We start from the raw sequence: 13,644 nt of genomic DNA, 5'->3' as shown, positions 1-13,644 counted from the left end.
CGGTCAATGGGCTTGAACAAGAGTGCGGGAGATGTAATCGGCCAGGGCTTTGGCGGTTGCGCCATCTGCCAGGACCGCCGGATCGATGTTGATCTGGTAATGGCTTTTGAGTTTGCTCAGGGAGCGGATCAGGGCCAGGGAGGTACCGCCGAAATCGAAGAAGTCGTCGTTCAGACCGATGTTCTTCAGACCCAGGTCTTCACTCCACACCTTGAGCACGAAGTGCTCCGGAGCGACGAGCGTGCGGGAGATATAGTCGGCCAGGACCTTGGCGCTTGCGCCGTTTGCCAGGACCGCCGGGTCGAGCTTGATCTGGTAGTGGGCCTTGAGCTTGCTCAGTGAGCGAATCAGCGCCAGGGAGGTGCCGCCGAAATCGAAGAAGTCATCGTTCAGGTCGATGTTCTTCAGGCCCAGGTCTTCACGCCATACCTTGAGCACGAAGTGCTCCGGAGTCAGCGTGCGGGAGATGTAGTCGGCCAGGACCTTGGCGGTTGCGCCGTTTGCCAGGACCGCCGGGTCGAGGTTGATCTGGTAGTGCGCCTTGAGCTTGCTCAGGGAGCGGATCAGCGCCAGGGAGGTGCCACCGAAATCGAAGAAATCGTCATGCACGCCGATGTTCTTCAGACCCAGGTCTTCGCTCCAGACCTTGAGCACGAACTGCTCCGGTTCGCTCAGACCCTGGCTGTCCACCGAGTGAAGTGCAGTGGCGCCGGTGCTGGGTGAGGGCAGTTGCTTCTTGTCGATCTTGCCGTGAGCGGTCACCGGCAGTTGGGTCAGTGCCAGGTAGGCCGAGGGGCGCATGTAGTCCGGCAGGCTGCCGGCCACCAGGGCCGCAACTTCGCCACGGGTCTGTTCGGTCCAGGCGCCGAGGCCCTGGGTCGGTACCACGTAGGCCACCAGGCGCAGGTCGCCATCGCCGTAGTCGTGTACGCCGACATGGGCGGCAGCCACGCTCGGGCTGGTTTGCAGGCAGGCTTCGATCTCGCCCGGCTCGATGCGGAAGCCGCTGATCTTCAGTTGTTCGTCGCAACGGCCGGCGTAGCGGTACTCACCGTCATTGTCCAGGATCAGCAGGTCGCCGGTGCGATAGACGCGGGTCGAGGTGCCGGGCAGCTGGATGAAACGCTGGGCATTGAGTTCCGTGCGGTTCAGGTAGCCCTGGGCCACGCCTGCGCCTTCGATGTACAGCTCGCCTGCCGTACCCTGGGGCACCGCGACCTGGTTGGCGTCGAGCAGATGCAGGTGCCAGCCGTCCAGCGGCTTGCCGATGGAGACCATCGAGCTGCTTTCCAGGTCCTGGCCCAGCACACGCTTGAAGGTGCTGTGGACCGTGGCTTCGGTAATGCCGTACATGTTGATCAGTGCCGGTTTCTGGTCACCATGGCGTTCAACCCAGGGACGCAGCACGGTGGCCGGCAGCGCTTCGCCACCGAAGACCACATAACGCAGGGCCAGCGGGGCAGTCGCACCGCGATCGGCCTCGTCGAGGCCACGGAAGGCCGACGGAGTCTGGCTGAGAACGGTCACGCGCTGGTCGCTAAGCCATTGGCGCAGGGCGATAGGGGAGCGCGAGATGTCATACGGCACCACGCTGACTTGGCCACCGTGGGCCAGGGCGCCCCAGATTTCCCAGACCGAGAAGTCGAAACCTATGGAGTGGAACATCGACCAGATGTCCTGGGCGTTGAAACCATAGGTCCGTTGTGTGCTTTCCAGCAGGCGGCTGACGTTACCGTGGGAAACCAGTACGCCTTTGGGCTCACCGGTGGAACCGGAGGTGTAGATGATGTAGGCCGTGGCGTGGTCAGGGTCGCGACGGTCGCCGTCGACACTCAGTTCCAGTTCCGGTGCCGACAGCAACTGGTCGAGGGACAGTACCCGCAGCGATGGGGTTTTCGGCAGGTTCGTGGCATCGCCGATCACCAGGCTCAGGCCGCTGTCGCGGACGATATGTTCGACGCGCTTGCCCGGGTATTGGGGGTCGACCGGGACATAGGTGCCGCCGGCCTTGAGGATGCCCAGCAGGCTGATTACCAGGTCAACGCCGCGCGGCAGGTACATGCCGACACGCACGCCATCTTTGACGCCTTCGTGACGCAAACGCGCAGCGAGTTTCGACGACAGCGCATCGAGCTGGGCATAGCTCAATGTCCGAGTGGCGTCGGACAGCGCCGTTCGCTCGGGAAATTCACGCGCCCTGGCACTGAATATCTCATGCAGGAAAGCACCGGACGTGAGAGGGGCTGGCGCGGTGTTAACCGATTCGCCAGTGTTCTTGATCGGCATGACTAACGCTCCTGTGTAATAACAGGTGCAACGTATTTTCACCGTGGCGACATGCGTTGCACTCGAGACATCCCTGCGGCCTGGAGGATCCATTCGAAGAGCCGGCACGATCCGCAGTTGCCGCATTTCAGCACCGACCGGTTGCTGGCGTCTGTCGCGGGAAATGGGGACAAAACCATGACAGCGGCGATCACGACGGATCGGCGGGTCGTGGGAGCGCTGTCCCGGTTTGCGGTGACAGACAGCCCCCCGCCATCGGTGTTTTTATCCTTGCGCGGCGGCTGAGCCTGTTGATCTTGCCCCGCACAACGTGGATGTGAAGGGCTGTGGTCCAGGAGTTTTTTCATGAATCTTCAAGCTAATGCTTCGCCGGTTTTTACCGCTGACCCACTGCCGGATGCACCGGCCTGGCCTGATCAGGCTGGCGACTCGTCGGTACGTTTGTCCTTGCTGGCAGACGGTATCAGTCTGCCCGTGGTGATCGAGCCAGCTGCTGCCGGCCTGGATCCTGTGCAGTGGGCGAGTGCGCAACGCGAGGCGATCGAGGCATTGTTGTGCCGTCACGGCGCGGTGCTGTTTCGTGGTTTCGACCTTGGCTCGGTGGCGGCCTTCGAGGCCTTTGCCGAGGCGCTGTCGCCCGGGTTGCACGGTACTTATGGCGACCTGCCGAAGAAGGAAGGCGGGCGCAACGTCTATCGCTCCACGCCTTATCCAGAGCGCGAGATGATCCTCTATCACAACGAGAGCTCGCACCTGCAAAGCTGGCCGCGCAAGCAATGGTTCTTCTGCGAGCAGCCTTCGCGGGTCGGTGGTGCGACGCCCCTGGCCGATATCCGTCAAGTGCTCGCGCGCCTGCCGGCCGAAGTGGTCGCCCGCTTCGAGAGCAAGGGCCTGATGTACAGCCGGACCTTTACCGCCGGTGTCGAGCCGAGCTGGGAATCGTTCTTCGGCACCACTGAGCGCGACGTCGTTGAACAGCGTTGCCGCGAAGAGGGTACCGATTTCGAATGGCTCGACAGCGACACCTTGCAGGTTCGTACCCAGTGCCCGGCGGTCATCAGCCATCCGTTCACCGGCGAGCGTTGCTTCTTCAACCAGGTGCAGTTGCATCACCCGTTCTGCCTGGGGGAGGAAATGCGTGAGGATCTGCTCGACATGTTTGGCGCCGATCGCCTGCCACGCCTGGTCAGCTACGGCGATGGCTCGCAGATCGAAGACTCGGTCATGGCCCTGATCGGCGAAGCCTACGAGGCTTGTGCGGTGCGCTTCGACTGGCGTAAGGGCGATGTGGTGATGCTCGACAACATGCTCGCCGCCCATGCCCGTGATCCGTATGAAGAGCCGCGCCTGATCGTTGTGGCCATGGGCGAAATGACCGCCCGTGACGACGTCTGGCAGCCGGTCTGAGTGATCGACCCCGAGTAAATCAGGAACTTCAACCACCGGCGACTGCGCTGGTAAATGCATTCAAGGACAGCAACCAATGAAAAACGAGCAAGAGAAGAAGGCCAGACCTGGCTCGGTCATGCGTCTGCTGTGGAGCAACCATCCCTGGCTGACGCTATTGACCCTGATCACCGGGATCATCAGTGGCGTGGCTTCCATCGCGGTGATCAATGTGATCAACCAGGCGATCCACGATGAAGGTTTCCAGTTGCAGTCGTTGTACTGGTTCGTTGGCCTGAGCGCAGTGGCGTTGCTGTTCCGTAACGGTGCTGCGTTGTTTCCGGCCTACGCCAGCATGCGCATCATGACTCGCCTGCGGATTGCCCTGTGCCGCAAGATCCTCGCCACGCCCCTGGAGGAGGTCGACCGCCGCGGGGCGCCCGACGTCCTGACGATGCTCACCAGTGACATTCCGCAACTCAACAGCACCCTGGTGATCATGCCGTCGGTGCTGGTGGAAACGGCGGTGTTTCTGTTCGGTATCGCTTACCTTGCCTACTTGTCCTGGGTCGTGTTCGCGATGACCGTTGGCCTGATGGTGCTGGGGGTTGTGCTGTACCTGTTCTTTTTCATGGGCGGCCTGGGCTTCTCGAACAAGGTTCGCGACGAATTCACGGCGTTCAACGAGTACACCCACGCCCTGGTGTTCGGCCTCAAGGAGCTCAAGCTCAATGGCATTCGTCGTCGCTGGTTCAGCCGTTCGGCAATCCAGGAGTCCTCGACCCGGGTGGCGCGATACAACTATATCGAGCGGCTTTGGTTCACCGCCGCTGACAATGTCGGCCAACTGACCTTGTCGCTATTGATCGGCTGCCTGCTGTTTGTTGCGCCCATGGCCGGGGCGATCGATGCCAAGACCATGACCGCCAGCGTGTTGGCGGTGTTGTACATCATGGGGCCGTTGGCGCTGCTGATCGGCGTCATGCCGATGTTGGCCCAGGGACGTGTCGCCTGTGCTCGCCTGGCGGAATTCGGCTTTTCGATCAACGATGCGCACCCGGAGCCGGAAGCGCTCGCCAGTGAAACCGACAATGTATTGAGCCTGGATCACAAGAAGTCCTGGGACACTATCAAGTTGCAAAATGTGCACATGAACTACCAGGACCCCGTCGCCGGGTCCGGCTTTTCCCTGGGCCCAATCGACCTGACGGTGCGTGCCGGCGAACTGATCTATATCGTCGGTGGCAACGGTTGTGGCAAGAGCACCCTGGCCAAGGTTCTCTGCGGACTCTATATCCCGCAAGGAGGGCAGGTGCTGCTCGACGACACGGCGATCAGCGAAGCGTCGCGCAACGACTACCGTGATCTGTTCTCCGCGGTGTTTTCCGACTTCCATGTGTTCAACCGGCTGATCGGTCCTGACGAAGAAGAGGATGCCAGCACTGATCTTGCGCAGAAGTACCTGGCAACCCTGGGCCTGGAAGACAAGATCAAGATCGAGGGGCTCGGTTATTCGACCACCAAGGCCCTGTCCTACGGCCAGCAGAAACGCCTGGCGCTGGTCTGTGCCTACATGGAAGACCGGCCGATCTACCTGCTGGACGAATGGGCCGCCGACCAGGATCCACCCTTCAAGCGCTTCTTCTACGAAGAACTGCTGCCAGACCTCAAACGTCGCGGCAAGACGGTGCTGATCATCACCCACGACGACCAATACTTTCAGTTGGCCGACCGCATCATCAAGTTGGTGGACGGGCACATCGTCTCCGACGTGAGTTGCGCAGTCCAGGGCAAGCGCGCCTGATTTTCAGCGCTGATTGACATTTCCGGGGACGACCCTCGCGTGATATGACGCGAGATCGGTCGTGCCCTGGACTCCGCCCAATTTCCAGCTGTCGCCGCCTTTTTTTGGTGGCGAGGCTGACCCTTTGCGAGAAGAAATGTATGGCACTTGCCCTGACCGCTGCCCAACGCAACATCTGGCTGGACCAGATGACCCAGGGCGACTCGCCGTTGTACAACATTGGTGGCTACCTGGAGATCGAAGGGCACCTCGATCCCGAGGTGTTCCAGCAGGCTGTGAACCTGTTGATCGAGAAGCACGATGCCCTGCGCATGGTACTGCTCGACCAGCGCGACGAGCAGGGCGTGCCGTTGCAGGCCTTCGCCGCGACCCTGCCGGTGTGGGTGGCACCACTGGACCTGCAAGGGCAGGCTGACCCGCGCCAGGCGGCCGCGAGCTGGATGCAGCGTCAACTCGAACGAGCCTTCAAGCTCGATGGCGGCCCGCTGTTCAGGCTGCATTTGCTCAAGCTCGAAGCACAGCGCTTCTACCTTGTCGTGCACGCCCACCATATCGTGCTCGATGGTTGGGGCATCGACGAGCTCTTTGTTTCCCTCTGCCAGATTTACAACGCCCTGCACGATCAGCGCAGGCCGGATCTGTCGGCGCCGTCCTATGGCGATTTTATTGAAAACGACCGCGACTATCGCCAGTCGCCGCGTTTCCTTCGCGACCAGGCCTACTGGTTGGAAAAGTACCGCGATATTCCCGAGCAGTTGCTACTCCCGCGCTATCGCCAGGCCCAGGCTGAAGGCCCGAGCCGCAGCAGCCACTTCAGCCGTGGTTTCTCCCGGGAACTGGAGCAGCGTATCGACGACCTGGGCGGGACGCTGCAAGCCTCGCGTTTCCACGTCCTGCTGGCCGTGCTGTATGTCTACTTCACCCGGACCCAGCAGCGTGATGAGTTGGTGATCGGCTTGCCGATCCTCAATCGCGCCAACGCCAGTTTCAAGCGAACCCTGGGGGTGTTTGCCCAACTCAGCCCCGTGCGTCTGCAGTTCAGCGCCGATCTGCCGTTCGCCGAACTGGTCCAGGGCATCGGTCGGGCGCTGAAGCAGGATTACCGTAACCAGCGTTTCCCGGTCAGCGATCTCAACCGCCTGCTGGAGTTGCGCCGTAGCGAGCGTACGCAGCTGTTCGACCTGACATTCTCCTACGAGCAGCACGACGCTCTGCTGCGTTTCGGACCTGCGAGCGCCCGCGCGGTGAAGTGTTCGAACAATCACGAACAGACACCACTGGCGATCCATCTGCGGACCAACGCCTACGACGATGAGTCCCGGCTGCACTACATCTACAACGAGGCGTATTTCCAGGCGGGTGAGATCGAGCCCATGGCCGAGCGCCTGCAGCACGTGCTGGACCAGGGGTTGGCGAATGCCCAGTTGCCGCTTCGGGCGTTCTCCCTGCTCAGTACCAGCGAAACCGCGCAGTTGCAGGCGTGGAATGCCGAGCCGCAACACACCGCCGAAAACCTCATGATTCACCAGCAGTTCGAAGCCCGTGCCGCCGAGCGTCCGGAGGCCGTGGCGCTGGTGTACCAGGATGAAAGCCTGAGCTACGGTGAACTCAACGCCCGCGCCAACCAGGTTGCCCATCGTCTGTTGGCCCTCGGTGTACGCCCGGATGATCGGGTGGCGATCTGTGTCGAACGCGGCCCGGCGATGATTATCGGCTTGCTCGGGATCCTCAAGTCCGGTGCCGGTTATGTGCCGCTGGATCCGGCTTACCCTCGCGAGCGCCTGGCCTACACCCTTGGCGACAGCGAGCCGGTGGCTTTGCTCAGCCAACACGGGGTGCAGGAAGCCTTGCCGGCGGTGCAGGTGCCGGTCATCAATCTTGACGACGCTGATCTACAGGACGAATCCGTCCGAAATCCGCAGGTGGCGGGGCTGACGGCCGCGCATCTGGCTTATGTCATCTACACCTCCGGTTCCACCGGCCTGCCCAAGGGCGTGATGGTGGAACATCGCAACGTAACGCGGCTGTTTTCGGCTACCGAGGATTGGTTCGGCTTCAATGAGCAGGATGTCTGGGCGCTGTTCCATTCGTTCGCCTTTGACTTCTCGGTCTGGGAAATCTGGGGCGCGCTGCTGCATGGCGGTCGTTTGCTGATCGTGCCGCAACTGGTCAGTCGCTCGCCGGAAGACTGCTACAAACTCTTGTGCAGTGCCGGGGTGACGGTTCTCAACCAGACTCCGAGCGCGTTCCGCCAACTGATCGCGGCCCAGGGTGAAAATGGCCAGCCGCATTCATTGCGTCAGGTGATCTTTGGAGGTGAAGCGCTGGACACGGCGCTGCTCAAGCCCTGGTACGCCCGGGAACTGAACAGCGCCACACAACTGGTGAATATGTACGGCATCACCGAGACCACGGTGCACGTGACCTATTACCCGTTGCAGGCCGAAGACGCCCAGCGTGTGGGTGCCAGCCCGATCGGCAAGCGCATTCCCGACCTGCGCCTGTACCTGCTCGACGGTTACGGCCATCCGCTGCCGCCCGGCGCGGTGGGGGAGTTGTACGTCGGTGGTGCGGGCGTGGCCCGGGGTTACCTCAATCGCGATGAGCTGAACGCTTCGCGCTTCCTCGACGATCCGTTTGACGCGACTCCTGGTGCACGGATGTATCGCTCGGGTGACTTGGGTCGCTGGCTGGCTGACGGCAGTCTGGAATATCTGGGTCGTAACGACGAACAAGTAAAGATTCGCGGTTTCCGTATCGAACTGGGCGAGATCGAAGCGCAATTGGCCGCCTGCGACGGCGTGCGTGACGCCGTGGTGCTGGTGCGCGAGGATGAGCCCGGCGACAAGCGCCTGGTGGCTTATGTCATCGGCACTGCGGGTGTCGAGTTGGACGCTGCGCAATTGCGTGACCAGCTGCGTCTGTCCCTGGCCGAGTACATGCTGCCGAGTGCCTTTGTCAGCCTGGAGGCTTTCCCGCTGACCGCCAACGGCAAACTGGACCGCAAGGCACTTCCGGTGCCGGCGGCCGAGGCCTATGCCCGGCGCGAATACCAGGCCCCCGAAGGCCCGGTGGAAATCGCCCTGGCCGGGCTCTGGGCCGAGTTGCTGGGTGTCGAGCAGATCGGTCGTCACGATCAGTTCTTCGAACTGGGCGGGCACTCGCTGCTGGCGGTGAAACTGATCGAGCGCATGCGCCAGGTCGGCCTCAGCGCCGATGTCCGTGTGCTGTTCGGCCAGCCGACCCTGGCGGCGCTGGCGGCTGCCGGTAGCAAGGGCGGCGAGATTGTCGTACCGGTCAATGCGATCCCCGCCGGCTGCCAGCACATCACGCCGGACATGTTGCCCCTGGCGTGCTTGACCCAGGCCCAGATCGACCGTGTGGTCGCCTCTGTCCCGGGCGGTGTCGGCAATGTGCAGGATATCTACGCGCTGGTGCCTTTGCAGGAAGGCATCCTCTATCACCACCTGTCGAGCGATGAGGGTGATCCCTATCTGTTGCAGGCCTTGCTGCGGGTCGACACCTTCGAACAGTTGCTGGGGTTTGCCGAGTCCTTGCAGGCGGTGATCAATCGTCACGATATCCTGCGCACCGCCGTGTCCTGGGAAGAGCTCGACGAGCCGGTACAGGTGGTCTGGCGCGAAGCGCGGCTGCGGGTCGAAGCCTTCCTGCCGCATCCGGACCTGGGTGATGTGGCGGCCCAGTTGCAAGCGCATTTCGATCCACGGCGGATCCGCCTGGACCTGCGCCAGGCGCCGATGATGCGCCTGCACTATGCCGAGGATGTCGATAACGGTGGTTGGGTCGCGGTGTTGCTGTTCCATCACCTGATCGATGACGCCACTTCCCTGGCCCTGCTGGGCCAGGAGATCGAGGCATTCAGCCGGGGCCGTGGCGCCGACCTTGAAGCTTCGGTGCCGTACCGCAACCATGTTGCCCAGGCCCGCCTGGGGGTGAGCCGCGAGCAGCACGAGGCGTTCTTCCGCGAAATGCTCGGCGATGTCGACGAGCCGACCTTGCCCTTCGGCCTGCAGGACGTGCAGGGCGACGGCAGCGGCGTCGAGGAAGCGCTGTTGCCGGTGGACCCGGATCTGGCTCAACGCCTGCGCGCCCAGGCCCGGCGCCTCGGAGTGAGCAACGCCAGCCTGCACCATCTGGCCTGGGGTCAGGTGGTGGCGCGCTTGTCCGGACGTCGCGACGTGGTCTTCGGCACCGTGCTGATGGGCCGCCTGCACAGTGGCCAGGGCGCAGAGCGCGCACTGGGCATGTTTATCAATACCCTGCCGTTGCGGGTGGCTGCGGGTGAGCAGGGCATCCAGGCCGCCGTACGCACCACCCATGCACGTTTGGCCGCGTTGCTCGGTCATGAACATGCGCCATTGTCCCTGGCCCAGGGTTGCAGTGGTGTGGCGGCGCCGACGCCGTTGTTCAGTGCCCTGATGAACTACCGGCATGTCGCCGTCGGTGCCCAGGCACCCCAGGATGCCGGCCAGGCCAGGACCTGGGCCGGAGTCGAGGTGCTCGGTGGCGAGGAACGGACCAACTATCCGTTGTCGTTGTCGGTGGACGACCTCGGCGAGTCCTTCGGCCTGACCGTCCAGGCCGCGGCCGGGATCGGTGCGCAACGTATCTGCGGCTATATGCATACGGTGCTGGAGCAACTGACCGAAGCACTGGAGTGCCAGTCCGATGCGCCCTTGCACAGTCTCGACTGGCTGCCGGCCAGCGAGCGCCGCCAGTTGCAGGAAGACTTCAACGCCTTCGATTGCGTCTACCCGACGGATCTGCTGCTGCACCAGCTGTTCGAGGCCCATGTGGCGGCCCAACCTGACACGGTAGCCGTCACCTATGAAGGCCAGCGCCTGAGCTACGGCGAGCTGAACCAGTGGGCCAACCAGATTGCCCATCGGCTGATTGCCGAGGGAATCGGTGCCGATGACCGGGTGGCGATCTGTGTGGAACGCAGCCTGGAAATGATCGCCGGCCTGGTGGGCATTCTCAAGGCCGGTGCCGGTTATGTGCCGCTGGACCCGTCTTACCCGGCCGAACGCCTGGCCTACATGCTCGAGGACAGCGCGCCCAAGGTGCTGCTGACCCAGCGTGGCTTGGGCGAACGCTTCCCGCAGGCGCGCATGCCGGTGCTGTTGCTGGAAGCCGAAGCCCGGATCGAGAGTGGGATCGACGCTGCGCCGCGACACAATCCGCAGATTGCGGGGTTGAACGCGCAACACCTGGCGTACCTGATCTATACCTCTGGCTCCACCGGCCAGCCCAAGGGCGTGGCCATGCCCCATGGGCCACTGGTCAACCTGATGCATTGGCAGATCGCCCAGACCTTCGAGCACGGGCGGCCAGGACAACGGACCTTGCAGTTCGCCGCCCTGGGGTTCGACGTGGCCTTCCAGGAAGTCTTCAGCACCTTGTGTGCCGGTGGCGAGCTGTCGCTGATCCATGGCGATATCCGCCTGGATTTCCGTCGGCTGTTCCAGCATATCCGTGAGCAGCGCATCGAACGCCTGTATATGCCGTGCATTGCCCTGCAAGCCCTGGCCGAAGCCATGGTCGCCGAAACCGGGCAACCTGACTGCGCGTTGCAGGACGTGATCACCGCGGGTGAGCAACTGCGCATTACCGAGCCGATGCGGCGCTTCTTCGAGCGCCTGGACGATGCACGGCTGCACAACCACTATGGCCCGACCGAGTCCCACGTGGTCACGGCGCTGACCCTGAAAGGCGATCCGCAGAGCTGGCCGACCTTGCCGAGCATCGGCCAGCCGGTGGCCAATACCCGCATCTACCTGCTCGACGAACAATTGCGGCCGGTGCCGGTGGGTGTGGCGGGAGAACTCTACATCGGCGGTGCCTGTGTCGCCCGTGGGTACCTGAACCGCGATGAGTTGACCGCCGAACGCTTTATCCGAGATCCATTCGCCGCTACCGAAGGTGCGCAGCTTTACAAGACCGGCGACTTGGGTTGCTGGCAGGCCAACGGTCAGATCGACTACCTGGGGCGTAACGACGACCAGATCAAGATCCGTGGTTTCCGTATCGAACTGGGTGAAATCGAGGCGCGCCTCGGCCAGTACCCGGGCCTGCGGGACACCGCGGTGCTGGCCCGCGAAGACCGTCCGGGGGAAAAGCGCCTGGTGGCGTATTTCAGCCTGCAGGCCGGACACCTGGCGCCTGAAGCGGACCAGATGCGCCTGCATTTGCAGGCGCTATTGCCCGACTACATGATTCCAGCGGCCTATGTGCACCTGGAAAAACTCCCGGTTTCGCCCAACGGCAAACTGGATCGCCGCGCACTGCCCGAGCCTGCGGCAGACGCCTTCGTCAGCCGTGACTACCAGGCGCCGCTTGGTGACACCGAAACCACCTTGGCCGCGCTCTGGTGCGACGTGCTGGGCGTGGAGCGGGTCGGTCGCCAGGATCACTTCTTCGAATTGGGCGGCCATTCGCTGCTGGCGGTGAAGCTGATCGAGCGCATGCGCCAGGCCGGCCTCAGTGCCGACGTGCGCGTGCTGTTCGGCCAGCCGACCCTGGCGGCGCTGGCGGCGGCCGTGGGCGGCGGGATCGAGATCGTGGTTCCGGCCAACGGCATTCCTGCCGGTTGTGCACGCATCACCCCGGATATGCTGACCCTGACCCGCCTGGACCAGGCCAGTATCGACCGTATTGTCGCCGGCGTGCCCGGTGGTACCGGTAACGTGCAGGATATCTATCCGCTGGCACCGTTGCAGGAAGGCATTCTTTATCACCATATCGCCGCCGAACAGGGCGATCCGTATTTGCTGCAAGCGACTTTCGCCCTGCAGGATCTGGCGCAACTGCGGGGTTTCGCCGAAGCCTTGCAGGCGGTGATCGACCGCCATGACATCCTGCGCACGGCGCTGGTCTGGCAAGGCCTGGAAGAACCGCAGCAAGTGGTCCTGCGGCGTGTCGAACTGCCGCTGGAACAGATCGTCCTGGACCCGGCCGAGGGCGATATCCTCGGCCAGTTGCAGCGTCGCTTCGATCCAGAAACCTGTCGCCTGGACCTCGGCCAGGCACCGCTGATGCACCTGGCCTTTGCCCAGGATTCGGCCAACCAGCGTTGGGTCGCGATCCTGCTGTTCCACCATATCGCCCTCGATCACACCGCCCTGGATGTGATGAGCGAAGAGATGCTTGCCTATCTGCACGGTGCGGCCGGGCAACTGCCAGCGGCGATGCCGTACCGCAACTATGTGGGCCAGGCCCGCCTGGGGGTGAGCCGCGAGCAACATGAAGCGTTCTTCCGCGAGATGCTCGGCGATGTCGACGAGCCGACCCTAGCGTTCGGCCTGCTGCAGGTGCAAGGCGACGGGCAGGGCGTCAAGGAGGTCCGCCACGATATCCCGGCAGAGCTGTGCCAGCGCCTGCGCACCCAGGCCCGGCAACTGGGGGTGAGTGCGGCCAGTCTGCATCACCTGGCCTGGGCCCGGGTTCTGGGCAGCACCAGCGGCCGTGACGACGTGGTCTTCGGCACCGTGCTGCTGGGCCGTATGCAAAGTGGCCTGGGGGCCGATCGGGCTCTCGGCATGTTTATCAATACCTTGCCGCTGCGGGTTGACGTCGGTGTTTGTGGGGTCCGCCAGGCCGTGCGCCAGACCCACGCCCGGCTGACCGCGCTGCTCGGCCACGAGCATGCGCCGTTGGTGCTGGCCCAGCGTTGCAGTGCAGTGGCCGCATCGTCGCCACTGTTCAGCGCGCTGCTCAACTACCGGCACAGCCCGGCGCTTGAAGCCAGCGGTGGCGATTATTGGGCGGACACCCAGGTCCTCGGCGTTCGTGAGCGGACCAACTACCCCTGCACCTTGTCGGTGGACGACCAGGGTGAAGGTTTCCTGCTGAGCGTACAGGTGGCGGCCGGGGTCGATGGCCAGCGGGTCTGCGGTTATATGCAGACCGCCTTGAGCCACTTGGTCGAGGCCCTGGAGTCCGCGCCGGATTCGGCGGTGCGTGATCTGCCGGTGTTGCCGGAGGCCGAGCGCGAGCAACTGCTGCTGGGGTTCAATGCCAGTACCCGCGACTATCCACGGACGCAGACCGTCCACGGCTTGTTCGAGGCCCAGGTCCGTGCCCGTCCCGAAGCCTGCGCGGCAATCCATGACGGTGTGGCATTGAGCTACGCCGAGCTCAATACCCGG

4 protein-coding genes are annotated in these 13,644 nt (G+C 63.3%); 3 read left to right on the top strand and 1 reads right to left on the bottom strand.

Annotation, left to right across the window (positions count from 1 at the left end; genetic code table 11):
* Positions 1-3: 3 nt before the first annotated feature.
* The gene (locus tag HX866_RS09895) at positions 4-2,286 is read right to left on the bottom strand and encodes an amino acid adenylation domain-containing protein (RefSeq protein WP_256344888.1); all 2,283 of its coding nucleotides are present in this window, start codon (positions 2,284-2,286) and stop codon (positions 4-6) included.
* A 345-nt stretch (positions 2,287-2,631) separates the two neighbouring features.
* Between HX866_RS09895 and HX866_RS09890 the strand changes: the two genes are divergently transcribed.
* The 3 genes from HX866_RS09890 to HX866_RS09880 all read left to right on the top strand — a co-directional run.
* Positions 2,632-3,693, top strand: coding sequence for a TauD/TfdA family dioxygenase (locus HX866_RS09890; RefSeq protein WP_177139354.1), 1,062 nt, complete (start codon positions 2,632-2,634; stop codon positions 3,691-3,693).
* 76 nt (positions 3,694-3,769) lie between these two features.
* On the top strand, positions 3,770-5,476 hold the full coding sequence (locus HX866_RS09885) for a cyclic peptide export ABC transporter (protein WP_177096991.1): 1,707 nt from the start codon (positions 3,770-3,772) through the stop codon (positions 5,474-5,476).
* Between the two features lie 140 nt (positions 5,477-5,616).
* A partial coding sequence (locus HX866_RS09880; protein ID WP_177139343.1) for a non-ribosomal peptide synthetase occupies positions 5,617-13,644 on the top strand: 8,028 nt, incomplete at its 3' end.

This window comes from Pseudomonas gingeri (assembly GCF_013386165.1).
Taxonomy (GTDB): Bacteria; Pseudomonadota; Gammaproteobacteria; order Pseudomonadales; family Pseudomonadaceae; genus Aquipseudomonas; species Aquipseudomonas gingeri_C.
The sequence above is the reverse complement of the archived record's forward strand: the minus strand, read 5'-3'. Positions and strand labels throughout refer to the sequence as shown.

Coding starts and splice junctions, on each gene's coding strand:
- HX866_RS09885 (WP_177096991.1), top strand. CDS start 3,770: ATGAAAAACGAGCAAGAGAAGAAGGCCAGACCTGGCTCGGTCATGCGT.
- HX866_RS09890 (WP_177139354.1), top strand. CDS start 2,632: ATGAATCTTCAAGCTAATGCTTCGCCGGTTTTTACCGCTGACCCACTG.
- HX866_RS09895 (WP_256344888.1), bottom strand. CDS start 2,286: ATGCCGATCAAGAACACTGGCGAATCGGTTAACACCGCGCCAGCCCCT.